The 18,556-nt window shown below is 39.6% G+C and carries 16 protein-coding genes; 13 read left to right on the top strand and 3 right to left on the bottom strand.

What is annotated here, in order from left to right; all coding sequences use genetic code 11:
* Positions 1 to 23 precede the first annotated feature (23 nt).
* The 7 genes from QT16_RS02320 to QT16_RS02285 all read left to right on the top strand — a co-directional run bounded on the left by QT16_RS02320 (position 24) and on the right by QT16_RS02285 (position 10,363).
* Entirely contained in the window at positions 24 to 623 is a 600-nt protein-coding gene (locus QT16_RS02320; protein WP_039485272.1) for a hypothetical protein, read from the top strand.
* A 98-nt stretch (positions 624 to 721) separates the two neighbouring features.
* On the top strand, positions 722 to 1,804 hold the full coding sequence (gene gcvT, locus QT16_RS02315) for a glycine cleavage system aminomethyltransferase GcvT (protein ID WP_024590230.1): 1,083 nt from the start codon (positions 722 to 724) through the stop codon (positions 1,802 to 1,804).
* 73 nt (positions 1,805 to 1,877) lie between these two features.
* Positions 1,878 to 2,267: a glycine cleavage system protein GcvH gene (gene gcvH / locus QT16_RS02310; protein ID WP_002958029.1), complete on the top strand. Its 390-nt coding sequence runs from the start codon at positions 1,878 to 1,880 to the stop codon at positions 2,265 to 2,267.
* 175 nt (positions 2,268 to 2,442) lie between these two features.
* Positions 2,443 to 5,334 carry an aminomethyl-transferring glycine dehydrogenase gene (gcvP, locus tag QT16_RS02305; RefSeq protein WP_039485262.1) on the top strand — a complete coding sequence of 964 codons (2,892 nt, stop codon included), beginning with the start codon at positions 2,443 to 2,445 and terminating at the stop codon, positions 5,332 to 5,334.
* Positions 5,335 to 7,195: 1,861 nt separating this feature from the next.
* Positions 7,196 to 7,897, top strand: coding sequence for a hypothetical protein (locus QT16_RS02295; RefSeq protein ID WP_039485254.1), 702 nt, complete (start codon positions 7,196 to 7,198; stop codon positions 7,895 to 7,897).
* Positions 7,890 to 8,357, top strand: coding sequence for a hypothetical protein (locus tag QT16_RS02290; RefSeq protein ID WP_039485251.1), 468 nt, complete (start codon positions 7,890 to 7,892; stop codon positions 8,355 to 8,357). Before QT16_RS02295 ends, QT16_RS02290 begins: the two co-directional genes overlap by 8 nt.
* A 2-nt stretch (positions 8,358 to 8,359) precedes the next feature.
* Complete coding sequence (locus QT16_RS02285) at positions 8,360 to 10,363, top strand: ATP-binding protein (RefSeq protein WP_039485248.1); 2,004 nt, start codon at positions 8,360 to 8,362, stop codon at positions 10,361 to 10,363.
* 247 nt (positions 10,364 to 10,610) lie between these two features.
* Here QT16_RS02285 and QT16_RS02280 read toward each other — a convergent pair whose 3' ends face one another.
* From QT16_RS02280 to QT16_RS02270, 3 genes are all read right to left on the bottom strand, one after another.
* A complete protein-coding gene (locus tag QT16_RS02280; RefSeq protein ID WP_039485243.1) occupies positions 10,611 to 11,759 on the bottom strand; it encodes a PA0049 C-terminal domain-containing protein in 1,149 nt (382 codons plus the stop codon).
* 303 nt (positions 11,760 to 12,062) lie between these two features.
* Positions 12,063 to 12,371, bottom strand: a complete 309-nt coding sequence (locus QT16_RS02275) for a hypothetical protein (RefSeq protein WP_007579961.1) — start codon at positions 12,369 to 12,371, stop codon at positions 12,063 to 12,065.
* A 384-nt stretch (positions 12,372 to 12,755) separates the two neighbouring features.
* Positions 12,756 to 13,001, bottom strand: a complete 246-nt coding sequence (locus QT16_RS02270) for a DUF4235 domain-containing protein (protein WP_002958040.1) — start codon at positions 12,999 to 13,001, stop codon at positions 12,756 to 12,758.
* A 350-nt stretch (positions 13,002 to 13,351) separates the two neighbouring features.
* On the opposite strand from QT16_RS02270, the gene QT16_RS02265 reads away from it, so the two are divergent.
* From QT16_RS02265 to QT16_RS02240, 6 genes are all read left to right on the top strand, one after another.
* On the top strand, positions 13,352 to 14,584 hold the full coding sequence (locus QT16_RS02265; protein WP_039485235.1) for a Vgb family protein: 1,233 nt from the start codon (positions 13,352 to 13,354) through the stop codon (positions 14,582 to 14,584).
* 211 nt (positions 14,585 to 14,795) lie between these two features.
* Positions 14,796 to 15,290 carry a general stress protein gene (locus QT16_RS02260; protein WP_039485231.1) on the top strand — a complete coding sequence of 165 codons (495 nt, stop codon included), beginning with the start codon at positions 14,796 to 14,798 and terminating at the stop codon, positions 15,288 to 15,290.
* Between the two features lie 587 nt (positions 15,291 to 15,877).
* A complete protein-coding gene (sodC, locus tag QT16_RS02255; protein ID WP_082007341.1) occupies positions 15,878 to 16,447 on the top strand; it encodes a superoxide dismutase family protein in 570 nt (189 codons plus the stop codon).
* 16 nt (positions 16,448 to 16,463) lie between these two features.
* Entirely contained in the window at positions 16,464 to 16,697 is a 234-nt protein-coding gene (locus tag QT16_RS02250) for a ChaB family protein (protein ID WP_039485228.1), read from the top strand.
* 223 nt (positions 16,698 to 16,920) lie between these two features.
* Complete coding sequence (locus QT16_RS02245; protein WP_039485225.1) at positions 16,921 to 17,535, top strand: acyl carrier protein phosphodiesterase; 615 nt, start codon at positions 16,921 to 16,923, stop codon at positions 17,533 to 17,535.
* Between the two features lie 85 nt (positions 17,536 to 17,620).
* Positions 17,621 to 18,556: a hypothetical protein gene (locus QT16_RS02240; protein WP_039486026.1), complete on the top strand. Its 936-nt coding sequence runs from the start codon at positions 17,621 to 17,623 to the stop codon at positions 18,554 to 18,556.

Genomic DNA, 18,556 nt, shown 5'->3' with positions numbered 1-18,556 from the left:
TCGAAAATACACAGGTGTTTGTTATGACTTTTAACCCAATAATGTTTGCCCGCCACAGCAACGCAAGTAGTGCGGTTACTAACGCTTTGCAAACTAACAACAATCACGTTGTAATGGATTTTAGCGGCACCGAAACCAGTGTATTTTTAAGCACTATTTTAGGCCTTGATTTAACTAAGCTTACCGCCAGCGGTTTAGGCTTAAAAGGCACGCTTGATGGCGACTATAATTCTGACTACAGTTTTGCTGTTTATTACTTTAGCGAAACCGCCTTTAGATTCGTACTACCACACAACGCAAGCCTTCAACTACAAGCGCTTATAAACGAGCAGCAATTACGTTTTGATATTGATTATGTAGTACGCACCGACCTAGCAAGCTTTATTTTAAGTGGCGACAACGCATTTGATACCCTAGTTAATGCTTTTAAATTAACACCAGGTTTGCGCCTTTCTGACGCGCAACTTTGCTACGGTGCACAAAGCGGTGATGTATTTATTACCGTCATTGATAAAAACGACGAACAACACTTTGTATTAGTAGCTAAACAACAAGAATTACAAAAATGGCAAAGCTACATGCAAGCGCAAGGTTTTGCACTTATGCATAGTGAAGCCGCATAACGAATAAAAACAACAGGCGAGCATAACAATGTTTACCTGTTTTTATATCTATTTAAGCCACGCCCTAAACAGGGTTAATTTAAACGTGAAGGAATGTTATGACTTCTAAAACTGTACTACATGCTAAGCACCTAGAAGCGGGCGCAAAAATGGTTGATTTTCATGGCTGGGAAATGCCAATCAACTACGGCTCACAAATAGAAGAACACAATAGCGTACGTACCGACGCAGGTATGTTTGACGTATCACACATGACTATTGTTGATATTGAAGGGCCTCAAGCAAAAGCATTTTTACGTAAGCTAGTAGCTAACGACGTTGCAAAATTAACCGTACCAGGCAAAGCGCTTTACACAGGCATGCTTAACGAGCAAGGCGGTGTAATAGACGACTTAATTATTTATTTCTTTAGTGAAACGTTTTACCGCCTAGTTGTTAACTCAGCAACGCGCGAAAAAGACCTAGCGCATTTGGCTAACGTATCGAGCGACTTTGACGTAACTGTTACAGAGCGCCCAGAGTTTGCAATGATTGCAGTGCAAGGCCCTAACGCTAAAGCAAAAACAGCCACTCTTTTAAATGCTGAGCAACAAGCTGCTGTTGAAGGTATGAAGCCGTTTTTTGGTGTTCAAGTAGGTGATTTATTTATTGCCACAACGGGTTATACTGGCGAAGACGGTTACGAAATAGTAGTACCGAACGACCAAGCAGCCGATTTATGGCAACAACTGCTAGACGCAGGTGTTAAGCCTGCTGGTTTAGGTGCACGCGACACGCTACGTTTAGAAGCAGGTATGAACCTTTACGGCCTAGATATGGACGAAAGCGTATCACCACTTGCAGCTAACATGGCATGGACCATTGCATGGGAACCAGAAGATCGTGACTTTATTGGTCGTGACGTACTTGTTAAGCAACGCGCAGAAAAAAGCACTGACAAACTAGTTGGCTTAGTGTTTGAAGAAAAAGGCGTTTTGCGTAGCGGTTCTAAAGTAATTGTTGATGGTGGTGAAGGTATTATTACATCAGGTACTTTTTCACCAACACTTGGTTTTAGTGTAGCCCTTGCACGTGTACCACGTTCAACAGGCGATACAGCTCAAGTAGAAATGCGTAAAAAATTAGTCAACGTTAAAGTAGTAAAGCCTAGCTTTGTACGTAACGGTAAATCAATAATTTAAATAATTTGGTTATATCAATCAGTGTAATTACAGTGATTGATATCCTCCCAATATAAACCAAAGGACAAATAAAATGAGCAACATTCCTAGCGAGTTAAAATACGCACCTTCACACGAGTGGGTTCGTAACGAAGGCGACGGTACATTTACTGTTGGTATTTCTGAGCATGCGCAAGAGCTTCTTGGCGACATGGTATTTGTTGAATTACCAGAAGTTGGCGACGAAGTAGACGCTGGCGAAGACTGTGCAGTAGCAGAGTCAGTTAAAGCAGCATCAGACATTTACGCACCTATCAGTGGCGAAATTGTTGCTATTAACGAAGAACTTGAAGACTCACCAGAAACAGTAAACAACGACGCTTACGGCGACGGTTGGTTATTCCGTATTAAAGCATCTGACGAGTCTGAGCTAGACAACTTATTAGACGCTGAAGGTTACTCGCACACTATCGACGAAGAATAATTATTCTTTGTAGATAACTAAAAGCCCCGCGTGTTTTATTTAGATATCGGGGCTTTTATGATTTTACAGTTAACTTTTCCATACAAAGTAAGCTGTTAAATTATAAGAATTTTAAGTTATTGCTGTTTACCCATCAGCAGTAGCCACATTTTTTGGATCATAGGAATCTGGACACATGTCAAACGCCAAATCTCTTGAAGAACTAGAGCAAAAGCAAGACTTTATTCGCCGCCATATTGGGCCAAGCCCAGCACAAGTAAGCGATATGCTAAGTGCTTTAGAAGTATCGAGTGTGCAAGAGCTCATTGACCAAACTGTACCGGCTAGCATTCGTCTAGAGCAACCGCTAACAGTTGGACAAAGCCGTACTGAAGTTGAAACACTAAGCTACTTAAAATCAGTAGCAAGCAAAAATAAAGTTTTCAAATCGTACATTGGCCAAGGCTACCACCCAACTAACGTACCGCACGTAATTTTACGTAACGTACTAGAAAATCCAGGTTGGTATACAGCGTACACACCGTATCAGCCAGAGATTGCACAAGGGCGTTTAGAATCATTATTAAACTTCCAGACTATGACCCTAGATTTAACTGGTCTTGATTTAGCAAGTGCATCACTACTTGACGAATCAACAGCCGCTGCAGAGGCTATGGGCCTTGCAAAACGCGTATCAAAAGCTAAAAAAGCAAATGCCTTTTTTATTGCCGACGACGTACACACACAAACAATCGACGTAGTAACAACGCGTGCCGAGCAGTTTGGTTTTGAAGTAATTGTAGGTAAAGCAGAAGATGCCGTAAACCACGACATTTTTGGCGCATTGTTCCAATACCCAACTACATCAGGCGAAGTGGTAGACATAACTGACCTAATTGCTGGCGTACAAAGCAAAAAGGCCATTGCCTGTGTTGCTGCCGACATAATGAGCTTATTACTATTAAAAGCACCGGGTAAACTAGGCGCAGACGTAGTACTTGGTTCGGCTCAACGTTTTGGCGTACCTATGGGTTACGGCGGTCCACACGCTGCATTTTTTGCAACACGTGACGCATACAAACGTTCATTACCAGGTCGTATTATTGGTGTATCTAAAGACCGTTTAGGTAACGACGCACTACGTATGGCAATGCAAACGCGCGAACAACACATTCGTCGCGACAAAGCCAACTCAAACATTTGTACAGCACAAGTATTACTTGCCAACATGGCAGCGTTTTACGCGGTGTACCACGGCCCACAAGGCTTAAAAACTATCGCGCAGCGTATACATCGCTTTGCTGATATTTTAGCAAGTGGCCTTAAAGCTAAAGGCATCGCACTTAAGCACAGCACTTGGTTTGATACGCTAACAGTAGTAAGCGATAGCAAAGACGACGTAATAGCGCGTGCAATTGCAAAAGGCGTAAACTTTGCAACAAACCACGAAGGCGAGTACTCAATTTCGGTATCAGAGACAACAACACGTGCCGATATTACTGAGTTATTCGATATTATTTTAGGCGAAGGGCATGGCCTAAGTGTTGACGCTATTGCAGCCGACGTTGAAGAAAATGGCAGCGAGTCAATTCCTGCAAGTTTAGTACGTGATGACGAAGTACTAACGCATCCAAACTTTAACAGCTACCACAGCGAAACAGACATGCTTCGCTACATTAAGCGACTAGAAAGCAAAGACTTATCGCTTAATCACTCAATGATCTCGTTAGGCTCATGTACCATGAAACTAAACGCGACTGCTGAGATGATCCCAATTACGTGGCCTGAGTTTGCAAACCTTCACCCATTCTGCCCGCTGGATCAAGCAGAGGGTTACCAAATAATGATTAACGAGTTACACGACTGGCTAGTAAACATTACCGGTTACGATGCAGTATCACTACAGCCAAACTCTGGCGCGCAAGGTGAATACGCAGGCTTAATCGCGATTCGTAAATACCATGAGTCACGCGGCGATGCACACCGTAATGTATGTTTAATCCCAAGCTCTGCGCACGGTACTAATCCTGCATCAGCGCAAATGGCGAGCATGAAAATTGTAGTAGTTAACTGCGACAAAAACGGTAACGTAGACATGAACGACCTTAAAGCGAAAGCAGAAGAAGTGTCTGAAAACTTATCGTGCATCATGATCACATACCCGTCTACGCATGGCGTATACGAAGAAACAATTCGCGAAATTTGTGACATTATTCATGAACACGGCGGCCAAGTTTACATGGACGGCGCAAACATGAACGCGCAAGTTGGCGTAACAAGCCCAGGCTTTATTGGCTCAGATGTATCGCACTTAAACTTGCATAAAACATTTTGTATTCCACACGGTGGCGGTGGTCCAGGTGTTGGCCCAATTGGTGTTAAATCGCATCTTGCGCCATTTATGCCAAACCACAGCGTAATTAACGTACCAGGTACTAACATCGGTAACGGTGCGGTATCGGCAGCGCCTTACGGCTCAGCCGCTATTTTACCTATTTCATGGGCTTACATCACCATGATGGGGAGCGAGGGCTTAAAACAAGCCACTGAAATGGCCATTGTGAACGCTAACTACTTAACGCATGAGCTAAGCAAGCACTTCCCAATTTTATACCGTGGTCGTAACAACCGTGTTGCTCATGAATGTATTGTTGACTTACGCCCGCTTAAAGAGCAATCAGGCATTACTGAAATGGACGTAGCTAAGCGCTTGCAAGATTACGGCTTCCATTCACCAACTATGTCGTTCCCAGTAGCTGGCACATTAATGATTGAGCCAACTGAGTCTGAATCAAAAGGTGAGATTGACCGCTTTATCGAAGCAATGGTGTCAATTAAAGGCGAAATCGAAAAAGTAATCTCTGGCGAATGGTCAATCGAAAACAACCCGCTAGTGTTTGCACCGCATACACAAGGCGACGTGTTAGGTAACGAATGGGACCGCGCGTACGACCGTTTTTACGCTGCATTTCCAGTGCCTGCCGTGGCTAAAAACAAGTTTTGGCCAACCGTTACACGTATTGATGACGTATACGGCGACCGTAACTTAGTATGTTCATGCCCAGCGGTTGAGACATATAGAGATTGATAATTTTTAAAATTTCCAATTAAAGATTGGGAATTTATAAAATTGAAAAAGCCGTTGCAGCAATGTAGCGGCTTTTTTGTGTGTGTTTAAACATTGTAGACGCACAGCTTGCTGGCGTGTTGGGCGCAGCCCAAAAGGTGTTTAATTATTGAAGGCGCATACTTTGTTTGCTTTTGGCTCATTGAGGGATTAGAAACCTTATTCAAGGTTTTGTCGCGCTGGCGACGGCAGCCAAAGAGGGGCTGACGCTGGTCCCTCTCTGGACACTCTCAGCGCACCCGAGCATCACGCTTAACCCTTCAAACCACAATTGATGTGAACGTAAACGGCGAAGATAGGCCATCCATGGCCTAGTTTCGCCTTATCGCGCATCCATGCGCGATATTACTCATCAATTGCTTATTTTCGGGCGTGATGACGGGGAAGGGTGTTAAACGTGAGGTTAGTGTTTGGTCTTGGCAAGAAGCAAGACTGACCCTCTGTATTTCCTCTAGGTTGAGTGAAACGAAACTCAACAAATCACAAATATACTTACTCGCTCACAAACCAGGAATATGTATTATTTATTGTAGGCGTACAGCTTGCTGACGCGCGGGCGACAGCCCGAATAAGTATTTGAATAGGTGTTTGAGGTTACTATTACAGATAGCGCGAATACGTTTTGCACTTCTAGAAATCAGAAACCTTATTCAAGGTTTTGTCGCGCTGGCGACGGCAGCCAAAGAGGGGCTGCCGCTGGTCCCTCTCTGGACACTCTCAGCGCACCCGAGCATCACGCTTAATCCTTCAAACCACAATTGATGTGAACATAAATGGCGAAGATAGGCCATCCATGGCCTAGTTCCGCCTTATCGCGCATCCATGCGCGACATTACTCATCAATTGCTTATTTTTAGGGCGTGATGACGGGGGAGGGTGTTAAACGTGAGGTTAGTGTTTGGTCTTGGCAAGAAGCAAGTTTGACCTTCTGTATTTCCTCTAGGTTGAGTGAAACGAAACCCAACCAATCACAAATATATTTACTCGCTCAAAAGCCAAGAGTATATGTTACTAGTTGTAGGCGTTTAGCTTGCTGACGCGCGGGCGATAGCCCGAATAAGTATTTGAATAGGTGTTTGAGGTTATCGTCACCGATAATGTGAATGCGTTTCGCGTTTCACACTTCTATAAATTAGAAACCTTATTCAAGGTTTTGTCGCGCTGGCTTGGTGAGCCAATGTGGGGCTATAGATTTTCAAACTTAACGCTGCTGCAAGTAATTCATCCATGAAGCTGGGTTACTGTCGGCATCCATGCCTTCACTTCCTCATACTGCGAAGCTGCGCTTCGGTTATTCGTCACCTCTCAGCGCACCCGAGCATCACGCTTAATCCTTCAAACCACAATCGATGTGAACGTAAACGCCATGAAAGCACATCCATGTGCAAGCATGGCTTTCATTTCATCTATGAAATGCATTACTCATCAATTGCTTATTTTCAGGGCGTGATGACGGGGGAAGGGTGTTAAACGTGAAAGTGGTGTTTGGTCTTGGGGGAATGCAAGGCCTGATATTATTGCTCTATTTATATTTAAATATTACTTGTTGAATTAATCTACCCATTATTGTTAAATTAAGACATTGAAAGATAGTCAAAAATATCAAAGGAATTGAGATTGAACTTCAAACTGAAAATGAATGGTGCTCTTTGGGAAAGCTTCTGTGAGAGGATGCTCCGGCACGAATTCACTTGGAAAAATTTTACTAGTGTTCCTCACCATGACAGAGGCGATCATGGAATAGAGTTTTTTACAAATTGTGGTGTCATTTTTCAGTGTTACTATCCTGACCCTTCGTACTCAATGGATGAGTATAGAAGGCATGTTCAAAAAAAAAATAAATGAAGACCTTAAAAAGTTAAGTAAGCATGAATCAGAAATTGAAAAAATGCTTGGCGATATCAAAATATCTTGTTGGGTACTCGTTATCCCTGAAGTTAGAACAAAAGAATTACTCAAATACTGTAAGTCAAAAGAGAAAAAAATCCCACAACTATCATATTCAATCCCGAAAGGCATTTCTGTAAAAATAGAAACTGACGACTCATTTCCATCGGGATCTATTTTCTCTAGGAGATACATTGGAGAGGAAATAAATGTTGATATATCTGATATAAATACTGAAATAACAGAGATATGGAAATCTGAGAATAGTACTTTTTTTGACAATATTTGTAGGAAAACAAATAAATTTAGTGAAAGCGATCTTGAAAGGCTTAGAACAAGCCTGATTCGACAGTATATGCAGGTTGAAGAATTGATGGATGCATATAGAGATCAATTTCCTGATTTGTATACGGAAGTAACTTCTATAGCTATAGTTAATTTGGAAGCTTTAAAAAATGAAAGCTTATTTGTAAGAGATGAGCCTAAAAATATATTAATGTCGCTTTTACAAAAAAATAGAGATTCTATTAAAACTATAGAGCAATCAATCTCAAACAATAATATAGAGATATTTTCTAGTGGCTTAATAGCTCGGTGGTTAGCCGAATGTAAGATGGACTTTATTATCAATGAATAACGAGAAGGAACTTCAACATAAAACAGCTACAGCTATCTTTAGTGATACTAGCTACCCATTACCTATTGAATTGAGACCTATATGGCGTATTGGCTTAATGTGTATTGCAATTAATGTAGTAGGTACAGGTGGTATATCATTGAAACTCACCAAAATGAGAGTGCTACTTTGGATGTTAATACGGCCTCAAAACTGGAGTGATTATTATGATTCTTTACATTCATATTCTAATTCGGTTTTGTCAATGTCATCTGACAAGTCAACAGACAAAGCGATAGAACTAGCGATGGCAAAAGGTTTTTTGCAACTAGACTCAGAAACCTTAATATTAGGAGAAGAGGGGTATAAATTATTACATTTGGTAAACGACCTAAGCTTATTTAACAATGAAGTTGAATTCCTACATTCAATAAAAAATAAGGTTACAGAAAATTATATAAAAAGGATTTTAGGACACTAAAAATGCTAGGACTAACTTTAAAAAAATTAAAAGTAACTTCTGTTACAAATGATGGAGTTTATTCAACTGAAATTCCTTTTTATAAAGGATTAAACATCATACGTGCAGAAAACTCATCGGGTAAATCTACTTGTATTAATTCAATAGCTTATGCTTTAGCTTTAGATGCCATCTTAGGTCCAAGTAGAAGAAAACCTTTTCCAAGATCTATGCATCAATTTTTAGAATCATCAAAGGTTGATGCCACACCGCATTTTGTAAGTCAGTCATATGTTGAATTAGAAGTAGAAAATGCAACTGGGCAATATGCAAAGTTCAAAAGAGATGTTGAAGGTGATAAGGATAAAGTTACAGTCTTTGATGAAAAAGGCACTTTTGAAGATTATTTTCTGGGTAGTGCAGGTAGCGTAGGATCAGCAAAAAGCGAAAAAGGGTTCCACTTTTGGCTTGAAAGATACCTAGGTTGGAATTTACCAAATTTAGTAACTCATGAAGGTAAACCAACAAGACTTTATCTCGAATGTGTATTTCCTTTATTCTTCATTGAGCAAAAAAGAGGCTGGTCAGAATTACAGGCTAATACACCGACTTATTATGGTATTAAGGGAGTGAAAAAAGCCGCACTAGAGTTCTGTTTAGGAGTAGAAAATTATAGTAAAAAAAATAGATTAGCGGAACTGAATGCGATAACGAGTAGCATTGAAAGAGATTGGGAAAAAATTATTAGTTCAGCCGATTCTTTAGCTGAATTTGGTGGTATGAAATTACAATTGGATTGTACTTTGGAAAAAGAGAGCTTTTTTCCTTTAATATCTTTTTTAGTACCTCAACAAGATCAGTTTACTGAGATCACGCCTTATTTGGGTGGACTGAAAGCTGTATTAATTGATATCAAAAATAATATTAAAACGTGGCCTCATTATAATGACGTCTCAGAGCTAACTGCGAAGAAGAGAACATTACTCAGAGATTTTGATTCTCTAGTGCAAAAACAAGAGAGCTTTTTAATTTCGATCCAGAAGATGGAAAATAAGGTTTCAAATATTGCTTTAGAGTTAGACCGATATAGACAATTAAAACGGTTACATGATGTAGGAAGTGAGGTTAACTTCGAAGCGGAAATTGGTTCATGTCCAGTTTGCGATTCAGATATGTACGATAGCTTGGCTAAAGTACCAGTAAAAAGTAAGCCTTTAACTGTTGAACAAAATATAGGTTACTTAAAAAATCAAGTTGACTTCTATTCCGGCATTAAAAAAAGACATGAAAAAGACTTAAAAAAAATAGAAAAAGAACAAGCCTTATTACAAATTTCAATAATTAAAATTCAGTCAAGTATTGATGAGCTTAAAACAGATGAAGCCGCATTTATTGAACTTTATGGAAAAGACCTTAAAAGAAAAGTTGAATTAGAAAATGAGATTAATGGGTTAATAAAACTAGTATCGAAACAGACTGACTTTAATGAGCGAGCTAAAGATCTTCATCAGCAATGGCTAAGATATACATCAGAATTGAAAAAATTGAAGAAGAAAAGTACAGATGATGTTTCATTTAAGGTTCTTAAAGTATTAAAAACCCGCTTAATTGAAAACTTAACTGCTTTCGGTTATAAAACCGCAAATCAGCATTTTCTTCAAATATCAGAGCAAACCTTGCGCCCCGAACTTGATGGTTACGACATTGTAGCTGATTCATCTGCTAGTGATTATATCCGGATAATATGGTCCTATACCCTTGCATTATTAGAGTTAGGTATCAGTCAAAGCAGTGTGAAACATGGAGGTTTTGTAGTCTTTGATGAACCTAGACAGCACGAGACTGATAAATCTAGCTTTGCATCTCTATTAGATAAGTCTAGTTCATTATTGGACTCTGGGGGACAAGTGATAGTTGCCACCAGCATGAGTACAGATGAATTGAATAGCTATGAATTGAAAAAGGCTAATATTAAGATATTCAAGGATGGAGAGTATATTCTCAAAAAAGAAGAGGGCCATAGTTAACTTGTGTGATTCACTGACATCATTCCCACGTTTTAAACCAATGTAAAACCAAAGGCACTAAATTTTTATTACACATCAAATACCTAGCTTTTTAGTTTATTGCTCATCGAGTCAATTACTCTGTCTAGACCACGACGAGTAGAGTTTAAGAATGCGTTTACCATGTGATTAACCGTGGGAGAGTGCATGAGAAAATAAAGGGCAATATTATTGCCCTTTATTACGCGCTTAAATTGGTTGTTATAAACTATAGCGCTACTAAGCTTTGCTCTAGCATTGTCTTTATTTGTTTTACTATTTTAGCTTCTGTTTCAGGTTCGAATTGTTGTATACGTGGGGTATGAATATGCCCTGTAGGTATACTTGAATTAAGCGCATCGCGCAGGCGAATACTTCGGTACGATATTTCGTTAGACAAGTAACCACCGCCGCCCCCATTTACCGCAATACTATTTTTAAGCTCGCCGTACGAACCCGCTTTATAGGTTTTTTCAAGCGTGGTGACTTCATGATTGTCGATAACTTTATAAGGGCCTTTGGCTTTTTGCATGTAAGTTACAGGCAAGCTAAATTTTACAAACTCGTTGCCCGGGAGTGGTCGGCCATTAAGCTTTGGTATTACTGGGTTTGTTTGCGTTCCGCCATACACAATATTGGCATTATCGGGGGCGGTTACACTGCGACGTTTACCTGGAAAGTGCTCTAAATCAAATTCTGTTCTGCCCATACTTACGGTGACTACCATGTCTACATTATTAAGTGCGTAGTAGGGGGCAAGTAGCGACTCTATTATGCCTTGATCAAAGTCTTCGTAGCGTACAGGCACCATAACGGTGTTAATTTCTGCGCTTATGCCGTTGTAATTAATAACTTGGCCGTCGAGTAATAACGCCGCAACACCTGAAGGATTACTTTGGTTTATGTTTTTATCGAGTAAAAAAGGGTCAAAGCCTGTGAGTAATATTTTTTTAGTGCTGCCTGATGAAAAAGCAAGATCGGTACGGCCTCTACTGCCTTCCTCAAGTAGGGTTAGTAAAGTATTTAGTTGAGCCTGCGTAATTGAAAATTTAGGTGGAGTTGTGCGTATTACTTTGCTTGAAAGCAGGCGTGCCCAGTAAAGCTCTCGGTCGTCGTAGTTATTGGTTTTTATTATGCGTTGTTTTGCGTTTTCCCACAGTTCAAAGCTAAAGCTTTGTACTAATGCTTTTGCACTTTTAAAGTCGTTTAATTCTTTAAATTGTTGCTCAAAACTTGATACTTGTGGGGTAAATGTATTTAAAACATTTGGCATTGCTGATTGGGCTTTGTTGATACGCTGTTCTTCAACAGTTAAAGGATTACTTAAAGCAGCGAATGAAGAGGCAATTAAGCTGGTCGCTAATAATACTTTGATCATAATACTCCTAAGATAAAGCTATTGTTTTATGTGTAATTTACTATCCTACTATTGCTAACTTAGGGCAACCAATTAACGTTGAATCAACTAATATTTGCTTTTGCCGTGCATTAGTATTGTTTAACGGCCAATTAGTATCATCGGCTAATAAAAATCCCTGAGTCAAAAATTGATCTTTATAGGTACTACTTTAAGCTCTGATAAAAGTAAAAAGCCGTTACAGCAATGCAACGGCTTTTCATTATGGTTTTATGCGCTTCGGCTACACGAGCGAAAGGCCTTATATCCCTTTAAAACCCTCTATTAATCGTCAGGTCCTTTTAAGGTAAACACTAAATGTTTACGCATATCTTTTAAAATCACGCCCTTTTTAAGCATTGCGCCGCTTAAGCGTTTTTGCCACTTTAATAAGTCAGGCTCTGCGGCCGCTAAGGCTTGCTCGTTTTCAAACTGAAAGCACAGCAGTAGTGTACTTGGAAATAAGTGGTATTCCACATCAAACCAGCATTGCAGCATGCCTGGGAGCTCAGCACGGCCTTGTTCTTCTAATTTTTCAGCAGTATTAAGTACAAGTGCTTGCTGTTTTATTTGCACTGCAGAGAGTTTTTTCATTATTAAAATCCAAGTTAGCGGCTAAAAAATGCAGCCGGAATGCGTGCATTATACGCAAGCTTGTAGGCAGGCAACAACTTTGAAAGAGAGTTAATGTTTAATAGAGTGTATCTGCTTAAAATAAAGGGTCATGTTGCAAGGCACCTCCAGTTTTTCAACCTATGTAGGTTGGATAAGCGGCGCAGCCGTGCCATCCGACTTTTTAAGTTTCACCACTGAACCTCGATTTGGGTATTAATATATTTTTTAGCTCAATAGTTAAGTAATCTTAACCTAAGCTTTTGCCAAGTTGCTTGCGACAACTGGGGAGTGGTTGTCGCAAGCCGCCTTTAGAGCCTTACCGTATTACGCTTAATACTTATAAGAGGTATTAATTGGGTAGGTTTATTTGGAGCGGCGCTTGTCTAGTACGTAGCGTACGGCCATTCTTGCAACACCCGCGCCAATACCTGAAACTACTGCCCATGTAACGGCCTCTTTAAGATCTGTTTCTTCGCTTGGTCTATCTTTTGGAGCTGGTTCGTTGGTAACCTTTTCCCACGATTTTTGTAAAGTTTTCCTTGTTAACATACCTGCAGATGCAGCGGCGAGACCTATACCTATTGTCGTAATTAGTTGTTTATTACTCATAATGTTCTCCTTTTTATAAATAACGGCAGCGTTATTTATGTATAACTCTTTAAGTAAGAATATTAATAACAGCAATTTATGTACCGATAGGCTGAGGCGCTTTTAAATCAGGGCGTTCTTGTTTTATGCAAATTAGTCGTTTAAAACCACACTCACATCACACTTTCACTACATTTACACACAAGCTAAATAACCATTGTAGAGCGTGCGCAACTCTGCTCAAAATCTTCTTTTTAGATATTAACTCTGCAATTTAACTTACCTTCTAGGCGGCTTATCGCACTCATTGCTGTACAGATAGTAAACACTTTCACCCTATGCTTTAATATTAAAAAACAAGGGAGGGCGTTATGAGTAAAAATCGATTTTTATTTAATAAATACGTTTTGGTAATGGCTGTGTCGGGCACTTTGTTTGCACCGCTATCTGTTTATGGCAAGGATGAGGGGCCAGTAGTTGAGCAGCTTTGTGCTAGTTGCCATAGTTTAACTAACCTTGAGCGCAGCGCGGGTTATAGCCAGCAGGACTGGCAAACATTAATAAGCTATATGGTTGATGCGGGCGCAGATACCGCGCTTAATAAAGATATAAGTGCTTATTTAGCGGAGCATTATCCTGTAAACACTAAGCGCGAGTCTAAGGTTGTTTCCGGCGATTTAAAGCTTAGCTTTAAGTACTGGCAAGTGCCAACGCTTGGGCAGCGCGCTCGCGATCCGGTGCAAGGTAAAAATGGCATTATTTGGTGGGTTGGCCAGTGGGGTAATATTTTAGGCAGGTTAGACCCTCAAACCGGCGATATGAAAGAGTACACACTGCCAAGTGGTACCTATGCGCACAGTGTGTCGCTTGATAAAAATCAAACCCCTTGGTTTTTAGGCAATAAAAATGGCACGGTTGGATATTTAGACTTAAAAACCGAAAAATTTAAAGTGTATAAAATGCCAAATAAAAATGCCCGCGACCCGCATACTGGTGTATTTGATGAAGCCGGAATATTTTGGTTTACCCTCCAGCATAGCAATATGATTGGCAAGCTAGACCCTACAACTGGCGATATTCAATTGGCTACTTTACCCACTAAAGGCTCACGCCCATATGGTATTAAGCTCGATTCAAACGGTTCGCCGTGGGTGTCGTGTAATGGTAGTAACTGTTTGGTTAAAGTTGATAAAAATACCATGGAGCTTAGTGAGATTAAACTCCCAGGCGCTAAAACGCATACTAGGCGATTAGCCATTACGCCTGACGATATGGTTTTTTATGTTAACTCTGGTATGGGTAAACTTGGCCGCTATAACCCCAAAAACGGTAAAATAACGCAGTGGGATAATCCCAGTGGTGAAAACAGTCACCCGTATGCAATTGAATATGCCGATAAGGCCATTTGGTTTAACGAGTCAGCCAAGCGTCCTGAAACCCTAGTAAGGTTCGACCTTAGTACCGAAACTATGCAGAGCTGGCAAATTCCGAGTAAAGAAGGAGTCTACTCTGGCTTAATTAGGCATATGCGCATGGGGAATAATGGGCTGATCATTCATCAAACAGCGACCAACCAATTAGCTGAAATTACGTGGAGTAAGTAATAATTTATTTTGATTTAAAGCTGCGTACTGCTTACTAGTAAGTTTTCTTATATTAGTAGGAGTTTTTTACAAAGCTTAGCAATTTTTACCTTTTAAACAAGTAAATCGATACAATTGCCTGTGTAAGGTGTTGATTTTTAACAGTTAAATTTGTGGTTTGGGTTTTGCTTAGTAGTAAGTGTATTTTCTTAAATAAAATAAAGGAGTTATTATGAGTACCGTTATTACTGGGTTGTTCGAAAGTGCATCACAAGCAACACTCGCAATTTATAGATTAGAAGCTTTAGGTATTAATGAAGCTGACATAAGCATTGTAGCCAACGACTCATACGCAAAGGAAGATTTTGCTGTAGACGAAGGTACAAAAGCCGCTGAAGGTGGCCTTGTAGGCGCGGCTTCAGGTGGTATTCTTGCTGCAATTATTGGCGGTTTTACTGCAGTAGGTACTGTAGCAACAGGTGGTACGGGCTTATTAGTTGCCGGACCATTAGTCGCAGCATGTGCTGCTGGTGGCGCAGGCGCCGCAGTAGGTGGTACTTTAGGTGCTGCAATTGGTGCATTTATTCCTGAGCACGAAATTAAGTATTATGAAGATGCCATTGAAAAGGGCTCTATATTAATTGGTGTTAAGTACGATAGTGACAACAAAAACGCTATTGAAGAAATACTTAACAATGCAGGCGCAAGTAACGTTTCTACGGCTTAATGCTAACTAATTAGTTTCAAAATTAATTAAAAAGGTGAAACTTAGTTTCACCTTTTTTTCGTTTTTAACGGCGGAGCAATTATAAATATTAACGTAATTTTTTGTCATTAAATAAACTCCATATATAAGTAAATTGGTTTTAAACATGCTTTGATTATAGAAAAGACTTATTTAGATAGGCGCTTTTTATTACATGTCGTAAGGCCTCCCTAACAACACCAACTCTCGAGACTACCGCCTATATAATAATGGCCTTTTTAATAGCTACTTTTTAACTTGGCTTGTCTTTTTGGGTTGGATCGTCGGTAATCTTCTTTTATGAGTTTTGTAAAGTTGCCATTCTGTTTGTAAATATGCCTTGGTTTTTGCTTAACTTTTGGGTGAAAGTCAGTTTTTTTAATTAATTAGCTATTTATTTAAACGTAATAAAAACTATAAATTTACTTTTTAATCAATAAATTAAAAATAAATAATACATAAAATCATGTTTACGCGTAGGGCTGGTATATACATTGAAACTACTTGTTTAATAGTCGCTTAATTTAGCGTTATTGCTTTATTAATTTGATACTAACGAGGAGATGATGATGAATTGTTTGCAGTTTGATTCAAACGCTAAAAGACCTTTAACCCGCGTTTTAAAACCAGCTTTTGCGATACTACTTACCGGTGTGTTACTACAAAATAGCGCACTGGCTAATGTAAAAGTTCAAATGCACCAAGTAACTAAGTCAGGTCAAGGGCAATCACTAGGTACTATTACACTAACAGAAAATGATAACGGTGTTGTTTTTACACCAAGTTTAAAAGGTTTAACATCGGGGATGCATGGTTTTCATGTTCACCAATTTGCTAGTTGTGAACCCAAGAAAAAAGGCGATAAAGTTGTGCCGGGGGGCGCCGCTGGTGGGCATTTCGATCCAAAAGCTAGCGAGCATCATGATGCTCCTTGGGGGGATAGCCATTTAGGCGATTTACCGGCGTTGTATGTAAATGAAAGTGGCCAAGCTAAATCGCCTGTTTTAGCACCAAGGCTCACGCTTGAAAAACTTAAACAACACGCAGTAATGATTCACGAAGGAAGTGATAACTATGCAGATAAGCCAAAGCCATTAGGCGGCGGTGGCAAACGTGTTGCTTGTGGCGTAATTGAGTAAATACAAGGAGCAAGTTATGCCATATAAAAATCGTGATGAATTACCTGAGTCGGTAAAGAGTAACTTACCTAAACATGCTCAAGAGATATATCAAGAGGCGTTTAATAGTGCGTGGGATACCTATAAGGACCCTAGCGATAGAAAAAACGATGATGACCGCGAAACAACAGCGCACAAAGTAGCTTGGTCGGCGGTTAAAAATAGTTATAGCAAAAATGATAATGGAAATTGGGTAAAGTCGAGTAATTAGTTTTGATCAAACTAACAACAAGGCTGAAGCATTAAAAAGCCGCCATAGCTGATATAGCGGCTTTTTATATAAACGTTTTATAGTTGCGATGTTTATACAATACTTTGCAGTATGTTTGAGTAAAAACTGGTAAGAAAAACCATAAGTACTGCTTTAAACACGAATGTGAGTTTGGTTTAAATTTGCGTTATTATTTATTTGTATTAGCCAATCAGAGAACACTTTGAATTATTTAGCTCATCTTTATTTAGCGCAGCCCACAGCCGATTCTCATTTTGGGAACCTGTTGGGTGACTTTGGTGGAAAAAGACATGTAAAGCACTTACCAAACACGGTTAAAAATGGCCTCGATAACCATTATTTAGTTGATAAATTTACCGACTCTCACCCAGTAGTAAAACATGCTAAACAATACTTTTCACCCGAGCGTAAACGCTTTGCTGGTGTGGCTATTGATGTGGTGTTTGATCACTTTTTAATTGTGCATTGGCAACGATTTAGCAAGCAACCTTTAAGTGATTTTAAGTACACCAGCTATCAGCTTTTAAATAACCGTATACCTGTTATGCCAGCGCGAATGCAGCATGTTGTAACAAGTATGACTAAAAACGATTGGTTTAAAGAGTACGAAACCGTTGAGGGAGTAGGGCTTGCGCTCGATAATATAGCCAAACGCATTCGTTTTACGAACACTTTTGCGGGCGCGGCTGATGATATAACGCGTAACTACAATGAATTAGAAGCCGTGTTTTTAACGTTTTTTCCGGAGCTGGTTAAGCATGTAAGTGAGTTTGACCTTGAAAGCACCCCAAAAAATGGCATAAAGCGCATTATTTAAATTTTTCATCAATTGTTAATCTTTTGTGATAAGTTAAGGTGAAAAAAACGCTACTCTAATACAAATTAATTTTTGAGTGTTTTTAATGAATCGCAATTACTTAGTTATTGTGGGCTTTGCCGTTTTATCGGCATTTCTATCTGGTTCTGTATTAGCTTTTGACTTCGACTTAAAATCGGTACGAACCACTATTTCAAACCCAAGCACTAGCCACGCGCTAATATACGACGACTTGGCTGGGAGTAATCAAAAAACACTGTTTTCGTTAGAGCCCATAAATAACCAGCGTGTGGGTGTGTTTTTTGATATTAACGACATTGAAATTGGTTACTCAGCCGATATTTTTGAAGATGATGTTGAAACAAAAACACAAGATATACTGCTCTCGTATAGAAAATTTAAAAATTCTAAAATCACATTTAACTATCAAACGCTTGAAGGGCTGCAAAGCACGGCTAGCAATTTAAGCGGCAATCAAACAGATCAAATTTTCTCGCAAAATACACGTTCAACCAAGTTTGAGTTATCTGGCCAACACAACTTTTATACCTTCAATAATAAAGCGTCTTTGTTTGAGCATTTTTTTCTTAATAGGCCAAAGCTAAGCAGCAAATTTGATATGTCGTTAAGTATTGTTGGCGCGTGGTCTTTCAAGCATGTATCTCTTGAGAATAAAGATAATATTGTGTTTCAGGCTGATTTTTTAAATTCGTCTGCACCACAGGTCACTAAGTTAATTTCTAATTCGTACGGGGCGAGTATTGGCTCGCTTTTATCATTTTCGTTACCGCATAATGTTCACGTATTTGCTGAATACAAAGTAGGTAAAGGGCATATTCAAAACACAAACCCTGGGCTGGGGTTAAAAGATTCGGGCGCCGAAAAAGTTGAAGCATACGGCGGTGGAATTTCTTGGACTTCCGACAATAAAAAACTTATGGTCGTACTACGCGCGTGGGAGCAAACAGGCCGGCATATAGATACTTCTTTTGGTGATTTGTCAGTAATTAAGTTTTTTTAG

It is taken from the genome of Pseudoalteromonas distincta (genome assembly GCF_000814675.1).
GTDB classification, from domain to species: Bacteria; Pseudomonadota; Gammaproteobacteria; order Enterobacterales; family Alteromonadaceae; genus Pseudoalteromonas; species Pseudoalteromonas distincta.
This window is presented reverse-complemented; position numbering and strand designations above follow the sequence as displayed.

What these genes read in the sequence shown, in the direction of transcription:
- QT16_RS02320 (WP_039485272.1), top strand. Translation starts at nt 24, where the DNA reads ATGACTTTTAACCCAATAATGTTTGCCCGCCACAGCAACGCAAGTAGT.
- gcvT (WP_024590230.1), top strand. Translation starts at nt 722, where the DNA reads ATGACTTCTAAAACTGTACTACATGCTAAGCACCTAGAAGCGGGCGCA.
- gcvH (WP_002958029.1), top strand. Translation starts at nt 1,878, where the DNA reads ATGAGCAACATTCCTAGCGAGTTAAAATACGCACCTTCACACGAGTGG.
- gcvP (WP_039485262.1), top strand. Translation starts at nt 2,443, where the DNA reads ATGTCAAACGCCAAATCTCTTGAAGAACTAGAGCAAAAGCAAGACTTT.
- QT16_RS02295 (WP_039485254.1), top strand. Translation starts at nt 7,196, where the DNA reads ATGTTCAAAAAAAAAATAAATGAAGACCTTAAAAAGTTAAGTAAGCAT.
- QT16_RS02290 (WP_039485251.1), top strand. Translation starts at nt 7,890, where the DNA reads ATGAATAACGAGAAGGAACTTCAACATAAAACAGCTACAGCTATCTTT.
- QT16_RS02285 (WP_039485248.1), top strand. Translation starts at nt 8,360, where the DNA reads ATGCTAGGACTAACTTTAAAAAAATTAAAAGTAACTTCTGTTACAAAT.
- QT16_RS02280 (WP_039485243.1), bottom strand. Translation starts at nt 11,759, where the DNA reads ATGATCAAAGTATTATTAGCGACCAGCTTAATTGCCTCTTCATTCGCT.
- QT16_RS02275 (WP_007579961.1), bottom strand. Translation starts at nt 12,371, where the DNA reads ATGAAAAAACTCTCTGCAGTGCAAATAAAACAGCAAGCACTTGTACTT.
- QT16_RS02270 (WP_002958040.1), bottom strand. Translation starts at nt 13,001, where the DNA reads ATGAGTAATAAACAACTAATTACGACAATAGGTATAGGTCTCGCCGCT.
- QT16_RS02265 (WP_039485235.1), top strand. Translation starts at nt 13,352, where the DNA reads ATGAGTAAAAATCGATTTTTATTTAATAAATACGTTTTGGTAATGGCT.
- QT16_RS02260 (WP_039485231.1), top strand. Translation starts at nt 14,796, where the DNA reads ATGAGTACCGTTATTACTGGGTTGTTCGAAAGTGCATCACAAGCAACA.
- sodC (WP_082007341.1), top strand. Translation starts at nt 15,878, where the DNA reads ATGAATTGTTTGCAGTTTGATTCAAACGCTAAAAGACCTTTAACCCGC.
- QT16_RS02250 (WP_039485228.1), top strand. Translation starts at nt 16,464, where the DNA reads ATGCCATATAAAAATCGTGATGAATTACCTGAGTCGGTAAAGAGTAAC.
- QT16_RS02240 (WP_039486026.1), top strand. Translation starts at nt 17,621, where the DNA reads ATGAATCGCAATTACTTAGTTATTGTGGGCTTTGCCGTTTTATCGGCA.